This window comes from Microvirga pakistanensis (genome assembly GCF_004458765.1).
Lineage (GTDB): Bacteria > Pseudomonadota > Alphaproteobacteria > Rhizobiales > Beijerinckiaceae > Microvirga > Microvirga pakistanensis.
The window spans coordinates 1-21,615 of sequence record NZ_SPJX01000012.1 but is presented as its reverse complement, the minus strand read 5'-3'; the positions used below and the strand labels follow the sequence as shown (position 1 = coordinate 21,615).

15 protein-coding genes and 2 pseudogenes are annotated in these 21,615 nt (G+C 63.3%); 6 read left to right on the top strand and 11 right to left on the bottom strand.

Annotated features, from left to right (window positions below; all coding sequences use genetic code 11):
• Positions 1–17 precede the first annotated feature (17 nt).
• From E4K09_RS00130 to E4K09_RS00080, 11 genes are all read right to left on the bottom strand, one after another.
• Positions 18–875 carry a PPC domain-containing DNA-binding protein gene (locus E4K09_RS00130; protein WP_134494066.1) on the bottom strand — a complete coding sequence of 286 codons (858 nt, stop codon included), beginning with the start codon at positions 873–875 and terminating at the stop codon, positions 18–20.
• Complete coding sequence (locus E4K09_RS00125; protein WP_134494064.1) at positions 872–1,780, bottom strand: alpha/beta fold hydrolase; 909 nt, start codon at positions 1,778–1,780, stop codon at positions 872–874. The genes E4K09_RS00130 and E4K09_RS00125 overlap by 4 nt, the downstream gene beginning before the upstream one ends.
• A gap of 12 nt (positions 1,781–1,792) precedes the next feature.
• Entirely contained in the window at positions 1,793–2,596 is an 804-nt protein-coding gene (locus tag E4K09_RS00120) for an SDR family NAD(P)-dependent oxidoreductase (protein WP_134494062.1), read from the bottom strand.
• Positions 2,597–2,657: 61 nt separating this feature from the next.
• Positions 2,658–3,050: a PPC domain-containing DNA-binding protein gene (locus E4K09_RS00115; protein WP_244610289.1), complete on the bottom strand. Its 393-nt coding sequence runs from the start codon at positions 3,048–3,050 to the stop codon at positions 2,658–2,660.
• On the bottom strand, positions 3,043–3,597 hold the full coding sequence (locus E4K09_RS00110) for a PPC domain-containing DNA-binding protein (protein ID WP_134494060.1): 555 nt from the start codon (positions 3,595–3,597) through the stop codon (positions 3,043–3,045). The genes E4K09_RS00115 and E4K09_RS00110 overlap by 8 nt, the downstream gene beginning before the upstream one ends.
• Positions 3,597–4,139, bottom strand: coding sequence for a gamma carbonic anhydrase family protein (locus E4K09_RS00105; protein WP_134494058.1), 543 nt, complete (start codon positions 4,137–4,139; stop codon positions 3,597–3,599). The genes E4K09_RS00110 and E4K09_RS00105 overlap by 1 nt, the downstream gene beginning before the upstream one ends.
• Before the next feature lie 11 nt (positions 4,140–4,150).
• Positions 4,151–4,945 carry an SDR family NAD(P)-dependent oxidoreductase gene (locus tag E4K09_RS00100; protein WP_134494056.1) on the bottom strand — a complete coding sequence of 265 codons (795 nt, stop codon included), beginning with the start codon at positions 4,943–4,945 and terminating at the stop codon, positions 4,151–4,153.
• Positions 4,946–5,001: 56 nt separating this feature from the next.
• Positions 5,002–6,639, bottom strand: a complete 1,638-nt coding sequence (locus E4K09_RS00095) for an acyl-CoA synthetase (protein ID WP_134494054.1) — start codon at positions 6,637–6,639, stop codon at positions 5,002–5,004.
• Positions 6,636–7,805, bottom strand: coding sequence for an acetyl-CoA acetyltransferase (locus E4K09_RS00090; protein ID WP_134494052.1), 1,170 nt, complete (start codon positions 7,803–7,805; stop codon positions 6,636–6,638). The genes E4K09_RS00095 and E4K09_RS00090 overlap by 4 nt, the downstream gene beginning before the upstream one ends.
• Positions 7,806–7,895: 90 nt before the next feature.
• The gene (locus tag E4K09_RS00085) at positions 7,896–9,767 is read right to left on the bottom strand and encodes a TRAP transporter large permease (protein ID WP_134494050.1); all 1,872 of its coding nucleotides are present in this window, start codon (positions 9,765–9,767) and stop codon (positions 7,896–7,898) included.
• 113 nt (positions 9,768–9,880) lie between these two features.
• Entirely contained in the window at positions 9,881–10,900 is a 1,020-nt protein-coding gene (locus E4K09_RS00080) for a TRAP transporter substrate-binding protein (RefSeq protein WP_134494048.1), read from the bottom strand.
• Positions 10,901–11,073: 173 nt separating this feature from the next.
• Between E4K09_RS00080 and E4K09_RS00075 the strand changes: the two genes are divergently transcribed.
• From E4K09_RS00075 to E4K09_RS00050, 6 genes and pseudogenes are all read left to right on the top strand, one after another.
• The gene (locus E4K09_RS00075; protein WP_134494046.1) at positions 11,074–11,931 is read left to right on the top strand and encodes an IclR family transcriptional regulator; all 858 of its coding nucleotides are present in this window, start codon (positions 11,074–11,076) and stop codon (positions 11,929–11,931) included.
• Between the two features lie 698 nt (positions 11,932–12,629).
• Positions 12,630–13,013 (top strand): annotated as a pseudogene (locus E4K09_RS00070) (DDE-type integrase/transposase/recombinase); the annotation flags it as partial.
• A gap of 423 nt (positions 13,014–13,436) precedes the next feature.
• Positions 13,437–15,131 carry a peptidase domain-containing ABC transporter gene (locus tag E4K09_RS00065; protein WP_134494044.1) on the top strand — a complete coding sequence of 565 codons (1,695 nt, stop codon included), beginning with the start codon at positions 13,437–13,439 and terminating at the stop codon, positions 15,129–15,131.
• Positions 15,131–17,299 (top strand): peptidase domain-containing ABC transporter, encoded by a 2,169-nt coding sequence (locus E4K09_RS00060; RefSeq protein ID WP_134494042.1) that lies wholly within the window; start codon positions 15,131–15,133, stop codon positions 17,297–17,299. Before E4K09_RS00065 ends, E4K09_RS00060 begins: the two co-directional genes overlap by 1 nt.
• Entirely contained in the window at positions 17,299–18,681 is a 1,383-nt protein-coding gene (locus tag E4K09_RS00055; protein WP_134494040.1) for an HlyD family type I secretion periplasmic adaptor subunit, read from the top strand. The genes E4K09_RS00060 and E4K09_RS00055 overlap by 1 nt, the downstream gene beginning before the upstream one ends.
• 12 nt (positions 18,682–18,693) lie before the next feature.
• Positions 18,694–21,615, top strand: a pseudogene (locus tag E4K09_RS00050) (Ig-like domain-containing protein); the annotation flags it as partial.

Here is a 21,615-nt window from a genome sequence, read left to right as displayed (position 1 = left end):
AAGCACCAACAGCTGCTTCACCGCCCGATTTCCTCAATCACAAGCTCGAAAGTGATGCATACAGGATTATCACCGTGAACAATTTCTCCAGAGGTGATCATTCCGTCCATGTCGACGACATCAAGGTTAAGCCGTGCCTGCCCGTGCCCGTCCTCACTCTTGAAGTGGCCGTCGCGGATTTGGACCTCTGTGGCATGTGATTCCACCCGCGTTCCGTCGACGAAGCGCACGCCATTCAAACTGCCAATCCCATAGACATTGGCTCTTGCAACTCCCTGCCGTATGCAGATCTCCTCGATGGCAAGGCTGACGTCCTGATTGGGACGCACTTTCGCAAGCAGTACTTGCCTGCCTGTCGTTGAGGAGCCCTTTCCAGCATACTGAACCGGTTCGAAGAGGGTGAAGTTCGTCTCCCTGTCGGGCGTGGCCTCGAAGGTCGCATCCCTGAACCCGATGCCTGCCACCTCGATGGGCTCCGCGACTCTAGACAAGGGAGCGAGCATGTGGCCCATCCGCCGCCCTTCGCCCATGTCCCAGACGCCGTGGCAATGGAGAAAGGTCTTTCCGTCCCGCACGCCGACGATCGCGCAGGCGCGGGTCACATTCACCGGCCCGGCCGGTTCGAAGGTCTCGCTATACCAGGCCACATAGCGCGGATCGGACGATGCGGCAGGCATCACATATCGGAATGGTTCGCAGCGGCCGCCCCGGAATTCGACGAAGCCGCCGATGCAGCCACTCCCCCTCATGCCTGCCGCAACTGCCTCGTCGACCGTCAGACCGGGCTCCAGCACGAACCGGATCGGCATCGCCTCTCCCGCCACGGCGGCAAAACGCTCCGCAGCAGCCGGACCCGGATGATCGATGTGTCTCATGATCGGCCCTCCTCCCGCAGCCCTAGATCGGTCCGCATGATCTGCCGCGGGTCGGCCCGCGAGTCCCGGGCTCCCCAGCGCCCCGCCTCCACCCGCGTGAGAAATTCCGTTAGGAGTTGGTTGAACAGCGCCGGCTCCTCAAGGTTCAGGGTGTGACCGGATTTCGGAAGCATGGCCAGACCGGAGCTCGGTATCGTCCGCTTCAGGAAGATACCCGGTTGGATCGAGTGATCGTCCTCGTCGCCGACGACGATGAGTAGCGGCACCGCAAGAGCCGCCAACTCGGCCTCCAGGTCATAAAGCGATGGCCGTCGCATCTGCACGCCGCGCATGGTATTGGCAGCACCCTTGTCGGAATGCTGCGCCATCCGCTCTACGAAGAGTTGCCAACCCCGTGGGTCCTTCTCCTGAAACTGCACCCGCGAGGCGCTCTCCCCGTAGACCGGGGCAAACGCCCGCGCGCCACGCTCTTCGAAGCCTCGCGCCACCTGCTCGGAATTGCGGCGGAAGAACTCCTGATGTTCCCGCTCCGAGCCGTAACCCGCTCCTGCGATGACGGCGGACCGAATGCGATCCGGATAGCGCAGAGCGGCATGCAGACAGGCAAAAGCCCCCATCGAGAGGCCGACGACATGGGCCCTGTCAATGCCGGCTGCGTTCATGATGTCGATGATGTCATCGGCCGCGCAGGCCTGGGAGTACTTCTCCACATCCTCGGGAATGTCCGACGGCGGATAGCCGCGGGCCGAGAAGGTGACGCAAAGGTGCCTGCGCGAGAAGTAGCTGACCTGAGGCTCCCAGCTCCAATGATTCCCGCCGAACTCGTGGACAAACACGATGGGCGTGCCCGTTCCGGTGGATTCGTAGAAGAGCCGTACGCCGTCGCTCGTGGTTGCAAATGCCATCGGGATCCTCCCTCAACGGAACTCTGAGACGGCACAACTCTGCCCACCGTCCACAGGCAGGCAGACACCCGTGATGAACTGCGCCTCATCGGAAGCTAGGAACACGGCGGCATTAGCGATGTCCCAGGCGGTTCCCATCCTGCCGACCGGAACGGCCGCGTTGCGTGCCGCCGCCATCTCCTCCACGGAACCGTATTGCCCGGCGATTTGCCGGTAGATCAGCGGGGTGTCGATCAGGCCGGGCATGATGCAGTTGGCGCGGATGCCCTGGCGGGCATATTGCATGGCGAGCGCCACGGTGGCCTGGTTCACCGCCGCTTTGGTGGCGTAGTAGGCGAAATAGGGATAGCCCGTCCATCGGATCGCCGCGAGGGAGGAGATGTTGACGATGGCGCCGCCGCCCTGACGCAGCATGTGCGGTATGACGACCTTCGCCGTGCGGTAGATAGGGCCGATGTTCAATTTAAGCGCGGCCTCGAACTGCTCCTCGCTGAGCTCGACCGGCCCGCCCATATGGGTGACGCCGACGTTGTTGTGCAGGATGCTGATGCCCCCGAGACGCTCGACGACCTGCGTTACCGCGCTCGCAACCGAGCCCGTGTCGGTGACGTCCGCCGCAACAGCTATGGCCTCGCCACCTTCACCCGCGATAATGGATGCGGTTTCCTCCGCGGCTTCCTGTACCAGGTCGACGCAGGCCACGCGTGCCCCTTCCCGTGCATAGGCGGTGGCAGTGGCCTTGCCGTTTCCCCATCCCGGCCCTGAGGACCCTGCCCCGAACACGATGGCACTCCTGCCCTTCAGACGATCAGCCATTGATCTCCGCTCCATTTCCCAAGACTAATGCCGTAGGCGCTACCGCTGCGGCGCTAACCGTTCACTTCGCAGGAAGCCACTCCTCAAGGGTGACCTCGAACGTCATGCAGATCGGGTTCAAGCCGGCGACGAAAGGTCCGCCGTAGACATTCCCCTCCGGGTCCGCCACGACACCCGTGAGTGCTGCTCTGAGTGAGCCGTCCTCGCCCAGGCGTACCTCGCCCGCTAGGCTGACGATTTCCACGGCGGGACCCTGGATCTGGAGGTACTTGCCATCGATCGTGCCCATGCAGGCATCAACGAGGCTGCCCAGCGCGCCACGCACGAATGCGTTTCTGAAACCTTCGGCGAGACACAGCTTCTCCACGCCCTGGACGAGATCTTCGTTGGGAGCGATCCTCGCGTAGGCCACGCGACCCATTGAGCCGTTCTCGACGGCGATCATCTCACCCATTGATCGATTCCTTGTACGGTTGAAGAAGCGGAATGTTCGTCTCGGGATCGTAGGCCTGCCGGAGTTCGAATTCATCGAGCGAAGTGACGAGAACCGGGATCGGATCGCGGCTGACGATGCAGGTCTCCGTCAGGATGTGACCACCCTTGACCTCACCGCTTTCGGTGCGGATCGCGGCATGGCAATGCACGAGCGGCGAGCCATTGATGCTCTTTCCCAGCGTCGCATTGCCGAAGATCATGTACGTGCGGCCGGCGGGGATTGGTTTGGAATAGGCGATCACGGCCCGCCCCTGCTGATCGCGAGGCGCCACGCAATACTGAACGCCCTCGAAATAGCCGCCGAGTATTGTCGTCGAGGCAGACGTAATCCCGATATCCGCCAGTGGCTTCCCGAGGCCGTCGAAAAGGCTCACGCCGGGCAACAGCGCCAGTCGGACATGCCGCCCCTTGGAAGAGCGAAGGCTTTGGATGCGGACCGGGTTGAACCGGCCGGGGTGGATCAGGGTACGCGGCCGGGGCAGCTGCGTCGTGGCTCCCCGCTTCATCAGAAATCTCCCGAGGCAGGTGCCAGCTCACGCACGTACCGGCGCCAGCGCCTGACGTAAAGAGCCGCACCCTCGGTCAGGTTCTGCACGCCGGCGTCATCGACCTCCCGGACAACACGACCCGGGACACCCATGACCAAGGAATTGTCCGGGATGACCTTGTTTTCGGTGATTAGCGTGTTCGCGCCGATCAGGCAGTTCCTGCCGATCCTCGCTCCGTTGAGGATGGTCGAGCTCATGCCGATCAAGGTGTTCGATCCGATGGTGCAGCCATGCAGCATCACCTTGTGGCCAATCGTGCAGTCCTCACCGATCGTCAGCGGAAACCCGGCATCGACATGGAGTACGCAGTTGTCCTGGACGTTGCTGCGTTCGCCGATCTCGATGATGTCGTCGTCGGCTCGCAACACTGTGCCGAACCAGATGCTGGCCTCGCGCTTGAGGTGAACGTTGCCGATCAGAACGGCACCTGGGGCAATCCAGTACTCGCCCTCCGGGGGAAGGACAGGTGCCGTTTTAGCAAGCGAGAACAAATGAGTCATGTTTGAGCCCTCTAGGCCTGGACAGGCGAATCGAAAGCGGCGGACGGCTTGCCAATGATGCCCGCGGCAGTAAACCCGCCATCAACGCAAATCGTCTGGCCAGTGACGTAGCTGGACTTGCAATCGTCGAGGAGGAAAATGGCTGCCCCCGCGATCTCGGCCGACGATCCATAGCGCCGTTGCGGCACGGTCGCCATCCAGGCGGCGCGTACCTCCGGTGTATGGATCTCCTGCACGAGCGGCGTCTCGATCGGACCGGGAGCGATCGCATTCACCCGAATGCCGAGTGCCGCCAGCTCGACCGCCATGACCTTGGTCATGGTGATCACGCCGCCCTTCGAGGCGCCGTATGCGACGCGTCCCTTATTGCCCATGACTCCCGAAACGGACGCGATGTTGACGATTGAGCCTGCGCCGCGCTCGCGCATGTGCCTGGCCGCCTCCCGCGAGACCACGAAGCTGCCGATCAGGTTGACCTCCAGCATCTTCCGGAAGAGATCGACGCTCGTGTCGAGTGCCGGAACGTCGCGCCCGATGCCAGCCGAATTGACGACTCCGGTCAGGGGACCGAACTCCGCCTCGCAGGCCGCGATCGCGGACACAACAGCGTCCTCATCCGCGACGTTCATCTGCTCGTACCGCACGCGGTCGTCAGGTGCCTCGAGCGAATCGCGGCATCGACCGAGGCTTTCCTGATCCAGGTCCGCGACGACAACGCGCCAACCCTCCGCGAGCATCGCCTCGACGATCGCAAGGCCGATGCCCGACGCTCCTCCGGTCACCAGTACCGTCTGTTCGTAATTCATGTCGGCCTCTCCTGCGGTGCGTCCAGTCGTCCTTCGGGAAAATATGCCGTCTCGGCTCAGGCCGAAGCCTGAGCGGGTCGGTCGAGGGGCAGACAGCCGCGCGCCTCAAGTTCAGCCCGGACATCCTTCTTAGTGATCTTGCCGTAGGCAGACTTTGGCAGGGCATCCCAGAAGAACACCCGCTTTGGAATCTTGTAGCGGGCGACCTTGCCCTCCAGCCATGCCTGGAGTTCCGGCTCGTTGAGCGTAGCGTCCGGCCGCAGCACGCAGACCGCCACGCCAACCTCACCCCAGGTCTTGTCCGGCACGCCGAGGATTGCGACCTCCGCGATGGCCGAGTGCGTCAGGATCTTCTCCTCCGTTTCGCGCGGGTAGACGTTCGAGCCGCCGGAGATGTACATGTCGGAGGCTCGCCCGGTGATGTAGAGGAATCCTTCCTCGTCGAGATGGCCGAGATCGCCGGTCCGGAACCAGCCGTCCCGGAAGGCTTTCGCGTTGGCTTCCGGATTGTCGTAGTAGCCCGCGAACACGGCCGGACCGCAGACGCAGATCTCGCCAGTCTCGCCTGCTTCGAGCTCGCGGCCTTGGTCGTCCTGGATCGAGACCTGCATCCCCGTGCGCTCGTAGCCGCAGGTGCCCACCTTCACGCCGGGAGCATCCTCGGCTTCGTGGAGCGCGGGCGGAAGCACGGTGATATTCCCGGTGACCTCGCCAAGCCCAAAGTATTGGACCAGGACCTTTCCGAGCTTTTTCAGCGCGTGCTTCTGGTCCTCCCGGTACATGGGCGCACCTGCGTAGATTACGTAACGCAGCGACGAGTGGTCGTGCGCGTCGACCGAAGGGTGCTCCGTCAGCATCTTCACGATGGTGGGGACAGTGAACATGTTGGTGATGCGCCAATGCGCCACTAGCCCCCAGGCCTCGTCAGCGTCGAATCGATCGCTCTTGAGCAGAACGGTCTTGACACCCCGCGCCACTTGCACGAGCTGATGAATGCCTGCCCCGTGCGAGAGCGGCGCCAAGACCAGCGAGGCGTCTCGATGCGTGGTGCCCGGCATCAGGTCGCAGAGATGGTTCGTGATCACGAAGGCCATCTGGCCATGGGTGAGAACGGCGGCCTTGGGACGTCCTGTCGTGCCCGACGTGAAGAAGAACCAGCACGGATCATCGTGCTCGACGGGCGCCATCGGCACGCTCTGTCCAGAGTGCTGTGCGACGAGGCCATCGTAATCCTCGCCGAATTCTGATGCCCCGATGGAGATGACGAAGCGAATATCCGGAGCGGCCTCTCGCGAGGCCGCGACATGGTCCGGGAAATCGCAATGGCAGATCATCGCGGAGGCACCGCTCGACCGGGCGAGATAGGCGACCTCGCCCGGGGTTTGACGGTAGTTCGTCGGCACCCAGACCGCACCGAGCCGGAAGCTGGCGAACATCGACTCAAACATCTGGTTGCCATTCTTGGACTGCACCAGGATGCGGTCGCCTTTTCTCACGCCCCGGGCGGCCAGCGCCGCCGCCATGGCGTCCACACGGCGATCGAGCTCGTCCCAGGTCCAGGTATCCTCCCCCCGGACGAAGCCGATCTCGCCGCCGTACCGCCGCGCCACCTGACGCAGGAAGTGGGAGAGGTTCATCACGCGCTTGGAGACGGGTGCAACGCCGCCGATTGGAGCTTGACCGAGATTCGTCATTTGCGCCGTTCCAGGATGGATACGTAGTTGGTGACGGCCGCGCCGCCCATGTTGAAGACGCCCGCGAGCTTGGCGTCCGGGATCTGCATGTCGCCGGCCTGGTTCATGAGCTGGAGGCAGGCCATGATGTGCAACGACACGCCGGTGGCGCCGATTGGGTGGCCCTTCGACTTGAGGCCGCCGGATGGATTGATCGGCAGGCGGCCGTCTTTCTCGGCAATGCCCTCCCGCACGATGCGGTAGCCCTCGCCCGGCGCGGCCAATCCCATCGCTTCGTATTCAATGAGCTCGGCGATGGTGAAGCAATCGTGGGTCTCGACGAGATCGAGGTCGTCCAGTGTTACGCCTGCATGAGCCCGTGCCTTGTCCCAGGCTATACGTGCACCAGCAAAGGCCGTCGGGTCGCGTCGCGAGAGGGGCAGAATGTCATTGACATGCTGGCGGGTGCGGAAAGCGATTGCCTGCTGGAGCCGTTCGGCCGTTTCCTCGTCGGCCACGACGAGCGCAGCTGCCCCATCCGAGATCAATGAGCAGTCCGTCCGCCGCAGCGGGGCCGCCACATAGGGGTTCTTGTCGGAGACCGCATTACAGAACTCGAAGCCAAAGTCGCGTCGCATCTGCGCATAGGGGTTCGCGACGCCGTTCCTGTGGTTTTTGGCGGAGATGCGGGCGAGTTCCTCGCTGCGATCGCCGTAACGCTGGAAGTAGTTCTGAGCGATCCGGCCAAACACCCCGGCGAAGCCGCCATCGATGTCGGCCTCTTCCTTCCTATAGGAGGCGCTCAGCAGGATATCGCTGGTTTCGACCACGGGCTTGGCGGTCATCTTCTCGGCCCCGACGACGAGAGCGATGCGCCCGCGTCCGCTCTCGATGAAGTCGAGGGCCGTGTAGATTGCGGCCGACCCGGTCGCGCAGGCATTCTCCAGACGGGTCGACGGGACATGGGCGAGAGCCGGCTGATCGAGCGCGACCTGGGCGGCCTCGAATCCCTGTTTCGAGAAGCCGTTGTTCATGACGCCGACATAGATCCCATCGATATCCTCAGGTCCAACCCCGGCATGAGCGAGGGCCTCGCCCGAAACCCTGGCCATCAGGCTTTCGACATCGGGATCTTCCAATTTGCCGAAGGGCGTATGGGCCCAGCCGACGATGCAAGCACGTGCCATATCTGCAATTCCTTCAATGTGTGATCGTGTGAAAGCGTTGTCGTAAGTATCCTGGCCGGGCAGTCCTTGCGGACCGTCCGACGGTGATCGTCAGAGGAGCCCGACCGAGATCCAGGGCACCGTAGCGATGATGATGAGGCCCACGAGCAGCGCGACGAGGTACGGCCAGATCGCGCCGATGGCCTCATCCGGCGGGACGTTGCCGATCTTGCAGGCGAGATAGAAACCTACCCCAATCGGCGGCGCCATGAGGCCAATGTTCATCGCAGTCACGATGACCATCGCGTAGTGGATGTCGTTGATTCCGAGGTTCTTCGCGATGGGGAACATGAGCGGAGCCATGAGCACGATGGCCGGCAGGCCCTCGAGCACGCTGCCCAGGATCAGGAAGACCACGATGGTCACGGCCATGAACGAGAGCCAGCCGCCGGGCAGCCCCGTCATAAATGTCGCGAGGCTCTGGGCAACGCCGGCCTGCGTGATCGCCCACGCCATTGCAAGAGCAGTGCCGAGGATCAGCAGGATCGATCCGGTGAGGGCCGCCGTCTCCACGAGCATGGCGTAAAACGTGCGCCAACCGATGCCCCCGTAGAGGACGATGCCGACGAATAATGCATAGATCACCGCAATGGTCGACACCTCGGTTGCCGTCGCCACCCCGCCAGCCACCGTGCTGCGGATGAGGAACGGCAGAACGAGGGCAGGCGCTGCAACGAGGAGAGTGCGCCCCATCAAAGAGACGGGCGCCCGGCGCACCTTGGACATGTCTTCGTGCCGACTCTTCCAACGAGCCAGGATCGCCAAGACCGCGAGCAGGACCATGGCGACAACGATGCCGCTGGTGAACAGGCCTGCGATGGAAACGCCCGCGACGGATCCCAGCACGATCAGCACGATGCTGGGCGGCACGGTGTCAGCCATGGCCGCACCGGTCGCGAGCAGTGCGATCATCTCCCGCGGGCTGTGGCCGCGCCGCTTCATCTCCGGGAACAGCGCCGGAGCGACCGTGGCCATGTCGGAGACCTTCGAGCCGGAGATGCCGGAGACCACGAAGAGCGAGCCGAGCAGCACGTAGGACATGCCAGCGCGGACATGACCGAGCAGCGAGGCCAGGAAATCGATGATGGCCTTGCCCATGCCGGTAGCATCGAGGATGCAGCCCAGGAAGACGAAGATCGGAACCGACAGCAGGATGAGGCCCGACATGCCCTCATCCATACGGCCGATCATGACGAAGGTCGGGACCTGCGTCGCGAAGGCAAGATAGCTCAGCGTGCCGATGCCGAAGCAGAACGCGATGGGAACACCGGCGACGAGACATGCGGCGACGAATACGACGAGGAAGAGAATGATCTTGGCATTGCCGAGTCTGACGAGGGAGGGCGAGAAGTACCACAGTAAACCGGCGATCACGGCAATTGCGAGGGCCGAGATGATCAGGTCGCGCCACGTTGAAGTCCGGAGGGCATACGCGAGAACGATACCCAGCATGGCTATCATGCCGAAGGGAATGGCCGCCGCGCGGAAGGTATTCGGAATTTCCAGTGCGGCAGTGGTGATGTACCACTCCTCCATCGCATAGTCGAATGCCGGGGCGACCAGCGACAGAAGAAAGGAGACGATCACCAGAAGCCCAAAGGTCTCCACAAACCGCTGTGCTCGCTCCGGCATCATGTTGAGGAACAGCGTGAGCCTGAGGTGCTCGTTGCGGTCGAGTGCGATCGCGGACCCGAGCATCGCCAGCCACAGAAAGCACAGCGATGCGACCTCATCGATCCACACCACCGGAAGCGAGAACACATAGCGGGAGGTCACGCCCGCCAGCAGCAGGACAATGATGGCCACGAGCAGCGCCGACGAAACAATTTCGAAGGGCCTAAGAAGGCGGGAGCCCTGCCGGACGTCGCTTTCGACGACGGGCAAGGATTCCGGCGCGGCGAGTACGTGTGCAGAGGAAGCCATATCCAATGTTCCTATGGATTTGTGAGGATCACGTCCGATGGAGGGAGGGTCATCCGCGGACGGGACGACCCTGCGACCTCTAAAGCAGCGGCGTGATCGCTGACACTGACGCCTTACGCCAGGGTGCCAACGGACTTCTCGAGGATCGCCCAGGCCTCGTCACCGTACTTGCCCTTCCATTCGGCATAGAACCCGGCTTTGCGCAGCTTGTCGCGGAACGGCGCCGGATCGGGCTGGTTGACAACCATGCCCTTCGCGGCGAGCTCCTGCTGGAGGCTGGCATTGAGCTTGGCCACGTCCTCGCGCTCCTTCTCCGCCGCGGCGTTGATGTGCTTGGCCACGATGGTGCGGACATCCTGGGGCAGCCGCTCCCAGGCGCGCCGGTTGCCCAGGAACCAGAATCCGTCCCACATGTGGTTGGTCATGGAGAGGTGTTTCTGCACCTCGTACAGCTTCGCGGTCGAGATGATCGCCAGCGGGTTCTCCTGACCGTCGACGACCTTGGTCTGAAGCGCGGTATAGGTTTCGTTGAAGTTGATCGAGGTGGGCGCAGATTCAAACGCCTTGTACATGGACGTCCAGAGCGGCGAGACCGGCACCCGGATCTTAAAGCCCTTCAGGTCGTCGGGCGTGTTGATCGGCTTCGTCGCCGACGTGGTCTGGCGGAAGCCGTTGTCCCAGATCTTGTCCATGACAACGAGGTTCACCTTGGCGATCTGCTGACGGACATATGCGCCCAGGTCCCCGTCCATGGCCTTCCAGACTGATGCGTAGTCCGGGAAGGCGAAGCCCACTCCGTTGATGGAGGCGGCCGGCACGAGCGTCGACAGGATCAGGCCCGACAGAGTGAAGAACTCAACGCCGCCCGAGCGTACCTGGCTGAGCGTGTCAGTATCGGAGCCGAGCTGGCTGCTGGGGAAGATTTGCAGTTCAAAACGGCCATTGGTCTCGGCCTTGATCGCCGCGGCCATTTCCTGAGCCCGCACGTTCATCGGATGGGTTATGGGTAGGTTATTGGCGTATTTGTAGGTGAACTCGGCCTGCTGTGCGCGTGCGATGAACGGCGCCCCTACAACCCCGCCTGCGAATGCGGTTGAGCCGGCAATAAGCAGACGGCGACGAGAGATGATCATGTAAACCTCCTGGCAGGTCTCACGGGACCTTTGCGTTTCCTTGGATCTTTCGGGGTCCATGACATGGACCTTCTTGTTTTCTCAGGTTAACAGGAACGGTAGATTGTGGTTTGTCAAACAGTTATTGTTTTCCCTGCGAACAACGCGTCAGGCAGGCCTGAAAGGTCCACATTATGGAACATCCAAGGAGAACGTCAGCTAGAAGGGCCGTGCAGGTGATCGGCGAGGCCGCTGCCGGAGGCGCTCAAAGCATCGACCGTGCCGCCACCCTACTCCTCCTTGTGGGTCGGGCGGGGCCATTCGGCGCCCGCCTCTCGGAGATTGTCGAGCAATGCGATCTTCCCAAGCCGACTGTCCGGCGGATGCTGCTCGCCCTCGTAAGAGCAGGCCTTCTCGACCAAGATCCGGAAACACGACGCTATTACATCGGGCCTGAGATCTACGTTCTGGGCACTCTCGCAAGCACTCGTTTCGGCATACATCCAATCTCTCTCCGTTCTCTCGTGCGGCTGAGCCAGGAGACTGGCGACACAGCCTTCCTTTCGGTCCCTCGAGGCGTCTACTCCATCTGCGTCCATCGCGAGGAAGGACCGTACCCAATCCGTGTCCATGCGCTTCACGCCGGCGACCGCCACCCTTTGGGGGTCGGAGCCGGAAGTCTTGCGCTATTGTCTGCCTTCACGGACCACGAGATTGAGGAAGTCCTGGCCGCGAACGCGGAGGTCTTAGCTGAGAAGTATCCTAACCATTCGACATCCGTACTCCGCACGCTCGTCCAGGAGACCCGGGCGAAGGGTTACGCGCTCAATCCAGGCCTTATACTCCCGAGCTCCTGGGGCGTCGGCGTTCCCATCCGTGGGGTGGATGGCAGACCTATCGGGGCGCTCTCCATTGCTGCGATCGAAAGTCGGTTGAGCGAAGCCCGCCAGCGAGAGATCGCCTCGCTCCTCAAGAAGGAAGCATCTTGGATAGAGATGCGCCTGAGCGAGGTCGGCACCGCCGACAGACCGTCGAGGAAGAAGGCCAGATAGGCTTGGGCACGCTGGTGCCCGCTGCACGGCTCCCCTTACTCGCAAGACCTCGTGGCACCAGTGCCTGCCGGTGACTGTGAGGATCTTGCCGGTGTCTGCCTGAGCATTCACACATTGCACGGCAGGGTGGCGGAGCCAGACTGGTGGCGACGAGCTGCGCGTCGACCGAGGGTATGGGACACGGAGGGTGATTATGGCCGAGGCTACGTTATCCGCCTTAGCTCTCTCACATGGAGTGAGGCAGCAGCTACGACCAGTGGATACCGGTACCTTAGACTGTGCTCGACGAGGCAGAAGCCACCCTGCACTTCGCTGACATCCTCTATGCGCTGCCGCTGCGGCGTGTAAGCTGGTCCGCCCATCTCCCAGCTCAAGCTGTATGGCGCCGCGCCTGATCAGGAGCTTCTGATGATGAGCGTGGTACAAGGCTCCTTCGCAGAGTGAACAAACCAAACGACAGCCTGCCACTTTCTATCTGAGCTCTAGGATGGATAGTCGGCTTTGGGTCGATCTGAGCCACTGAGCTCTTGCTTTTAAGGGTCAGCCCACGCCGCCGATGCGGAAGTTCGGCCGACGTTTGCGAAGTGCGATCAAGAGACATCCGCCTCAGCGTATCCCCATTCAGGTCATCCGGCACAGATGGTTCAAACGATAGTCCAGCGCGCCTCTGAAGGAACATGGGCGAAGGTTGAGAGGGGCGGAGCCGCCGTGACACAAAAGCTGCCAAGCGCCTGTTGTGCAAGTTGCTCAAGAAGCAGAGCATCGTTCCATGGGTGATGATTACCGATAAGCTCGCCAGCTAGGGCGCCGCCAAGCGAGAAGTCATGCCGGGGGTGGAGCATCGGCAGCATGAGGGTTTGAGCAACGGTGCAGAGAACAGCCATCAGCCTACACGACGACGCGAGCGCATCATGAAGCGCTTCAAGTCAGCCGGACAGGCCCAGCGCTTTCTCTCAGTCTACGATCAGGTTGCCAACCTCGTCCGCCTTCCCGCAAATTCTATTGCCGCTGATCGTCGCCAGTCCCGTGCCCGAGCCTTCGCAGCTTGGGCCGAGGTGACGGGCGTTGCAGTAGGCTTCTGATCTGTCCACCTAATGAGGCGTTGTGCCTTCAGTTCGTTAAATTGACGGTGCTTGTTTGGAAGCAGTTCTTGTTCCCACCCCATATACCATTCAGGTTGACGCGATCCCGCCATCCGACCGAGCACATCATTCAATGACATCTCTGTCGGTCGTACCGACCACGGCCGTGTGATTTGTGGCACCGTATCGTTAACGTTAATAGTTGTTTGACATCAATACAACTAGCGAGGTGTTGACGGTAGGTAACTACTTAGTAATTCTGCAGGCGCAAAGTATTTATAGCCATGGCAGAATGGGAAATGCACCTGTGACGGTGCCGGCCCACAGGCATGATGCCGCCCTGCCGTACCGGTGCAAGCCCGGTATTCATCACAACAATCCGCACCCGATTCTTTCCGCAGCCGAAGGGCTCGATGATTTGTCATGGATAGATCCGTTGCCGCTTCCGGGACATCGATGGGAACAGCCGACGTTTGGCTGACGCGTCCCTTCGCCGGGATGATCAGCCGCTTCGGTGTCGCATTCTTCATCCCGGTCCTGGAAGCGACGCTCCTGATCACGCTCTTGGCGCTGGCCCTGCCGCTCGCATTGCTGCAGGTCTATGACCGGATTCTGCCCAACAAGGCAGTTGGCACGCTGGTCGTCCTCGCGACCACGGTCACATCGGCCATCCTGCTGGAAGCATTGCTGCGGTATGTGCGTAGCCGGATTCTGGCGCGAATGGCGGCGACAGCCGAGGCGCAGGCTCATCGCCAGGCCATGCAGCGGCTCCTGAGTGCCCCACTGGCGGCCCTGGAAGCCCATGGTAACGGCTACTATGCGGAGCGTCTCTCGGCGATCGGCACCCTCCGGGAGGCGTGGTCCGGTCCTGCCCTGCAGGCGATGATCGACCTGCCCTTCGCGCTGTTTTACCTCGTGGCGATCTGGTACCTCGCGGGAATTCTGGTTCTCGTTCCGCTTACGCTGCTCGCTGGCGTGGGGCTTCTGGCCGCGCTGACAGGACGCCGGGTTCGACGCGCGGCGCACAACCTCGCCGTCGCCGAGGAGCGCCGGTTCAACTTTCTGTTCGACACGCTCAACTGCATTCATTCCATGAAGGTGCTCGGTGCCGAGCCTTTGCTCGAGCGCCGCTACGAGCGCCTGCAGGGAAGCTCCGCTCAGCTGCGCCGCACGCTCGCTCATACCACCGCGACGGGTCAGGAGGGTGGGCTGTTGCTCGCTCAGGCGACCACAGTCGCCGTCGCGGCCTTTGGCTGCCATATGGTGCTCTCCGGTCAACTGACCGTCGGCGGCCTGAGCGCCTGCACCATGTTGGTCGGACGCACCATGCAGCCGCTGCTCGGCGGTGTCGCGCTCTGGTCACGCCTGCAGTCGATCGCCGAAAGCCGACGGCGGGTCGCGGAAATCGCGGTGCTTCCGCAGGAGCGGCATATCGGTCGGCCGGCGCTGAAAGTCCCAACCGGCCACATTCTTCTTCGGAATGTCCGGTTTCGCAGCCCGCATCATTCGGACCCGCTGTTCGACGGCGTTCAGCTGACTGTCACGCCAGGTGAGATCATCGGCATCACCGGAGCCAACGGCTCCGGCCGCTCTGCCTTGCTGCGGCTCATCGCCGGGGACCTTCAGGCCACCGAAGGCCACGTGAGCATTGACGGACAGGATCTGACGCAGGTCGATCCGGGACCGGCCCGCCGGATGATCGCTCTCGTGCCGCCCGACCCCGTACTGGTGCGGGGCACGCTGTTGCAGAACCTGACCATGCACCAGCCGGAACTGGAGACGGCGGCCCTTCGGCTGGCAATCGAACTCGGCCTGGACCAGGTCGCAAGCGCTCTGCCCGGCGGCTGGCATACGCAGATCGGCGTTGCCGCGACGCCGTTGCCGCGTGGCGCGGCTCAGCGCATCGGCATCGTGCGCGCGCTGATCGAGCAACCGAAAATCCTGATGCTCGATGACATCACCGCTCAGCTCGACGGCGACAGCGACGCCCGCGTCGCCCGATTGCTGGCTGAACTGCGGGGCAGGATAACCGTCTTGATTGTCACGCACCGGCCCTCCACCCTGGGGATCGCCGATCGGGTATTTGCCATTCGCAATGGCCGACTGGAGCGCGTGTGATGAGCTTGGTCGCCAACGAGCAGTCAAGCACGCCCTTGCATGTGCCGGGAGATCTTCTGACACCGACGGACCTGACCCGCTGTCTGTCGGCCATGTTGTCGCTGATGGGCTGGTCGGGCAGCGCAGACGACCTGCTCGCGGCGCTCCCCCACGCGAAGCCTGAGATTGACATCACCGATGTCCGCAATACGTTGGCCATCCTGGGCTATCCAACGCAGGTCATGCGGCTTCGCCGCAACCGGCTGGATGCGAGGCGTCTCCCGGCCATTCTGCTGCCTCCCGGCGAATCGAGCGCAGTCGTTTACCAGTCGGAGGCGGGGGACCTTCTCCTGTTCGATGGAGCGTCGGGGGAGGTACGGTCCTGCAAGCCTGAAGGTCTCAAGGGAACCTTGCTACTGCTGTCGGAAGCTCACCCCGGATCCGCCCGTCAGGGTTGGTTCAGCGGCGTCGCACGACGCTTTCGGCGCAATGTCCCGGCCCTGTTGTGCATCAGCGGGCTGATCGCGGTGCTCGGCCTGGCGGTGCCTGCATTCACGATGGCCGTCTTCGATACTGTCATTGCCGGGCATAGTCCGGACACGCTGCCGATGTTGATCCTGGGAGTCGCGGGCGCCATCCTGATAGAGGTACTGTTCCGGACCGTCCGCCAGCGCGCGCTTCTGCGCATCGCGGAGCGGTTGGATCGCCTGGTTCCCAGCGCCGTTTTCACGCAGCTGATGTCCTTGCCGACCGCTCTGGTGGAGCGTGCCGGCACCGCGGCTCAGGTGTCGCGCCTGCGCGACTTCGCGGCGATCCGGGAGTTTCTGACAGGCAGCTTCGCCGTCGCCTTGCTGGATATGCCCTTCACGTTGCTGGTCGTCGTTCTCATGGTGCTGTTGGGAGGCTGGATTGCCCTGGTGCCGGTAGGAACAGGACTGGGCTTCGTCCTGCTGTTCCTGGCGACCCGCGCGCCAATGCGCCTGGCCATCGAGCAGGCCGCCCGCGCCAACCAAGCACGCGAGACATTGGCGGTCGAGGCACTGGAGAGTGTCCGCACGCTGAAGCTCGTCGGCGCCGAGGAGCGCTGGAGCGAACGCTACAGCGCCGCTGCGGCCGCAGCCGCCACAGCCTCGGCGCGGGCCGCCACCCTGTCCAGCTCCGCTCTCACTCTCAGCCAGGCGCTGGTCACGCTGTCTGGATTGGCGGCCGCGGCTCTGGGAGTGCTCTCCGTCATGGAGGGCGCCATGACGGCAGGATCGCTGATCGCCGGGATGATGCTGATCTGGCGGATCCTGGGCCCGATGCAGACTTTCTTCCTCATGATCTCGCGCTGGGAGCAGACACAGGCTTCCATTCGCCAGGTCGACGGCCTCATGGCCCTGGAGACGGAGCGGCCTCCTCCGCTGGAGGCCCGCATGGCTCCGCCAGAACAAGGCGGCATCGCGTTCCACCGCGTTACGTTGCGCTATCTCCCCCAGTCCGAGCCTGTCTTGGCCGGCGCCAGCTTCGCCATCCAGCCAGGGCAGGTCGTGGCGGTCACGGGCGCGGAGGGAACCGGCAAGTCCACCCTGCTGCTGCTGGTTGCCGGCTTGTACCGACCGCAGGGCGGTTTGATCCGGATCGACGGACACGACGTACGCTCCTTCAACCCTGCCGTTCTTCGACGCAGCATCGGATGGGTGCCGCAATCTCCAAGCCTCCTCTATGGCACGGTAGCGCAGAATCTGAGGCTCGCCTGCGCCAGCGCTTCCGACGAGCAGTTGCGCGCGGCGGCTGCCGAGGCGGGCGTTCTGGACGCCATCGAGGCACTGCCGCAGGGCTTCGATACCCGTGTGGGCGACAATCACAGCAGCCGCCTGCCCCGCAGCATCCTGCAGCGCATTGCACTGGCCGGAGCCCTGCTGCGCGACGCGCCGATCCTGCTCCTGGACGAGCCGGTCTCCGGCCTCGACGACGCCTGTGCCAAGGCCTTCACGGACGTGATCACCGCGCGGCGCGGCCGCTCCACCATCCTCATGGCGACGCACCGGCCCAGTCATATTCGCTTGGCTGATCGCATCCTGCGCCTGCGTGAGGGACTGGTCGAAGAAGTGGAGCCGCAGATTGCTCCCGTTGGGCCCCGCCCGACGCGAACCCCGATCGGCAAGCCGGTGGCAAGTGCCGCCTTCAACAACACCAGAGTCGGCTGATGAGTAACACCGCACCCGCCCCCAATGTCGAGATCCTGCCGTCGTCACAACAGCGGGCTCTGGTGCCGGTCCTGCCTCGCGCCAGCCGCCGCGCGCGCCCCGACAGCCATGTGCTGGCGCTGGAAGAAGTTCGCGTCTACGGCCTCGAGCGTGCCGTGGTGTTGGGAACAGGCCTCCTCGTGGCCGCCACCTTAGGTTGGGCGATGATGACCACGGTGCCGGAAGTGGCGGTCGGGACAGGCGAGATAGCACCTGCCCGGGCGCCGGCGCCGGTGCAGCACCTGGAAGGCGGCATTGTCGCCGAAGTTCTGGCGAATGAGGGCGACGACATCGAGGCAGGGCAGCCTCTGCTGCGTCTGAACGACGCGGCCACTCAGTCCGAACTGTCCCAAGCCAAGGTGCGACTTGAGATCTTGATACTGCAATCCGAGCGTTTGGCTGCGGTGGCAGAGGGCAACATCAATGCCACTCAGCCCGTTCTCGCGGGGGTCTTCGCCGCACCCCAGCGTGACGCGCTCGAGTCGCGCATGCGGGCGCTGGCCGACAGGGCTGCCGTGCTGCGTGAGCAAGCGGCGCAGCGGCGCAGCGATCTGGCGACACTTTCCGTACAGATCTCCGCTCTCAAGGAACAACTGGCGCTCTATCGCAACGAGCTCAAGATCCGGGAGGATCTGGCGAACAACGGCCTGTCGACCCGTCTTGCCGTGCTGGAGGCCCAGCGTCTGTTCATGAGTGCACAGGCTGAGCATGAGCGCCTGACCGGCCAGCAGACATCTGCTCAACGCAGTCTCGCGGAAGCCGAAGCACGGATCACCGAGATGCAGTCTTCGGCCGTGGACGAAGCACGCCAGGAGGAAGCCCGCATCTCGCTGGAAATTGCCGAGACCACCGAGATCATCCGCAAGCTCGAAGATCGCGAGGAGCGGACCGTGGTGCGTGCCCCGATCGGTGGAGTCCTTCGCGGGCTCGCTGTCCATCGCCCAGGCACGGTGCTGCCGCCCGGCGGATTGATCGCCGAGATCATGCCTCGTGACGTGCCGCTGGTGGCTGATGTGCGGCTCACACCGCGCGATATCGGATTCATCAAGGTTGGCCAGCCGGTGCAGCTGAAGGTGGAGGCCTTCGACTTCTCCCGTTTCGGGTCGGTCGAAGGAAAGGTGGAGCAGGTCTCGGCCGGAACTTTCCTCGACGCGCAGCGGCTGCCCTATTACCGCGCGCGTGTATCCCTCAGTCAACAATTTGTCGGCCGCAATCCGCACCACGCCAAACTTGCTCCCGGCATGACGGTGCATGCGGATATCACCACGGGAACGAAGACCATTCTGCAATATCTGCTGAAGCCGATCTACTCGGCCATGTCAGCATCCTTCCACGAGCGCTGAAAGCTTTGATCGATGACGCAGGAACTTGACCCGACGATCCCGTTCGATGCCAGCGTCGTTGATGAGGAGGCATTGCGCGCACTGCGTGCCGTCCAGCGTATGCTCCCTCAAGGGGACAGCTCCAGCAACACGATGGTGGGTGGAACAGAAGCCGCCGCCGGGCTTGGCATGTCCCATAGGGCGGCGGCCAGCGTCGACAGTGGCATCCCGCCACGGAGCGACATGCTGCTTGCGGCTCAATTCATGCCGGCCGGAAAGCCGGTTGTCGCAGATCCGTTGCCCGACCTGGAGTCCCGCGCCGGCAAGGGCGCCAGCTATCCATTATCCGAACCGCTGCAGGCGACGCTCCCTGAGACACAGCCGATCAACGGCGCGCGCCCGCCGAGGACAGCGCCCCATACGTCCCATGAGGCTGCGCAGGCCTCCCACGGGATTGCACATGATGAAACAGCAAATCTGCTCATCGCGGAAACCCGAACGGGCGTCGCCGGTCCCGGCGCAGTGCCCGCCGTTGCAACTCCTCCCGTCACTGAGGAGCCCCGGCCTGAGAACCATCAAGACGAGCTGGCGTCTACGCCTGAAGTGGTCACGCATGACGCGGAAGGGGACGAGGACACGGCAATCAGGCTGAACCTCGCAGCAGCCGTCACCGACGCGGATGGTTCCGAAACGCTGACCGTCAGCATCCTGGGCATGCCGGAAGGCGCCTCTCTCTCGCACGGATCGCGTCAGCCCGACGGCAGCTGGCGCGTCGATCCCTCGAGTCTGGCCGAACTCACTCTGATCCCCCCGCATGACTTTTCGGGCACCATTCATCTGACCTTGCGCGCCGAGTCACGCGAGCAGAGCGGACATACCGCCACCCGCGAACGGGCCTTTTCGGTGACGATCAATGCGGTCGCCGATGCACCCTACGTCACCGTGGCCGATGCCCGTGGGGAGGAGGACACACCCGTCGGCCTGACGGGCTTGGGCGGGGCACTTTCCGATCTCGACGGCTCGGAGCACCTCTCCTTTGTGCTTGGCGGCCTCCCAGAGGGCGCGGACCTGAGCGCAGGCACCCGCCAAGCGGACGGAACTTGGCTGCTCACGCCCGCTCAGCTCGCGGGCCTGAGTTTGGTTCCGCCAGCTCAGTTCTCCGGCTCGTTTACCCTCACCCTCACAGCGGTGGCAACCGAGAGCCAACCAGACACTCCGAGCGCCCGCACCTCGGCGAGCTTCACCGTCAGTATCGATCCAGTCGCGGAGGACGGCTCAATCGGGGGCGCGGCCGCCGGTGCGGAGGACACGGCCATTCCGCTGCAGCCGACCTTCGCCATGCTCGGCGACGACGCCTCGGAGACATGGTCCCGCTTCACACAGGTATCGGGGATGCCGGCCGGCGCTCGCCTGAGCCATGGCATGGAGGTAAGCGCCGGCGTTTGGCAGGTCGCTACGGCAGACCTGCAGGCCGGCAGGGTGACAGTTCGGCCGCCGGTCGACAGCGATGCGGATTTTACCCTTACCCTGACCGCCACGATCGTGGATACGGGCAACGGTACGACCCACACGCGGGACGTAACCGGGACGTATGCGGTGATCGTGAGCGCAGTCGCGGACGCGCCACAGGTCAGTGCATACGATGTGTCGGACCGTGAGGACCAGCCGATTGCTCTCGACCTGTCGGCGGCATTAACCGATGTGGACGGTTCGGAAACCCTGTCGGTTCGGATCCTCGGCGTCCCGGCGGGTGCCGTGCTCTCGCATGGCATCCGCCAATCCGATGGCAGCTGGAGCATCAACCCGTCGGATCTGGCGGATGTGACCATCACACCGCCGCGCGACTTCTCCGGAACGATCGATCTTACGCTCAAGGCTACGTCTTGGGAAACGTCCGGCGGAGCGTCCGCGGTCAGGCATGCCACTTTCCGGGTGCACGTCAACGGCAGCGCCGATGCGCCGATCGTCCATGCGGCTAATGTCGCGGGCGACGAAGACACCGCCATCCCGCTGAACCTGTCGTCCGCCGTGGCGGATACGGATGGATCGGAGCACCTCTCGTCCGTGCTCATCTCCGGCATTCCGGAAAATTTCGCGCTCTTGCATGGCAGCCGGAATCCCGACGGCACATGGGCGGTCGATCCGGCGGACCTGCACAAGGTCGCGATCATTCCGCCCCACGACTTTTCCGGAACGCTCGATCTGTCCGTACGGATGACGTCACGGGAAAACTCGAATGGATCGGAGACTTCGAGCGACGCCACGTTCCAGATCCATGTGAATGCCGTGGCCGACGCGCCCCGGGTGAGAACGCACGATGCGGCCGGTCACGAGGACCAGTCGATTGCCCTGAACCTCTCGGCTGCCTTAGTCGATACGGACGGCTCGGAATTGCTCTCGGTCGTGCTTCAAGGCCTGCCGGAGGGAACGCGCCTGTCGGCGGGCATCGACAACGGCAATGGCACATGGACTCTCACGCCTGCCCAGCTCTCCGGCCTGATGCTCACCCCACCGGAGAACTGGAGCGGCGACATTCCCGTGACCATGGCGGCTCATGCGCGCGAGACCTCCAATGGCTCGATCGCGACCACCACCACGATGTTCCATGTTCATGTGGAAGCCGTGATAGATGCGCCGGAGGTGCATGCGCATGACGTGTCGGGCGATGAGGATCGGCCCGTTGCCCTGAACCTCTCGGCGGTCTTGGGGGATACGGACGGCTCGGAGGTGCTCGGCGTGAGCATCATTGGAATACCGGACGGTGCGATACTCTCCCATGGCACGAAGCAACTGGACGGCAGCTGGAGCGTGAACGCGGCGGATTTGGAGCATCTGCGGCTGACGCCCCCGCATGATTTTTCCGGGACGGTTGATCTGACCGTGCGGGCGATGTCGCGGGAGACGTCGAACGGATCGGAGGCGGAAACCCGCACCTCGTTCCAGGTTCACGTGAAG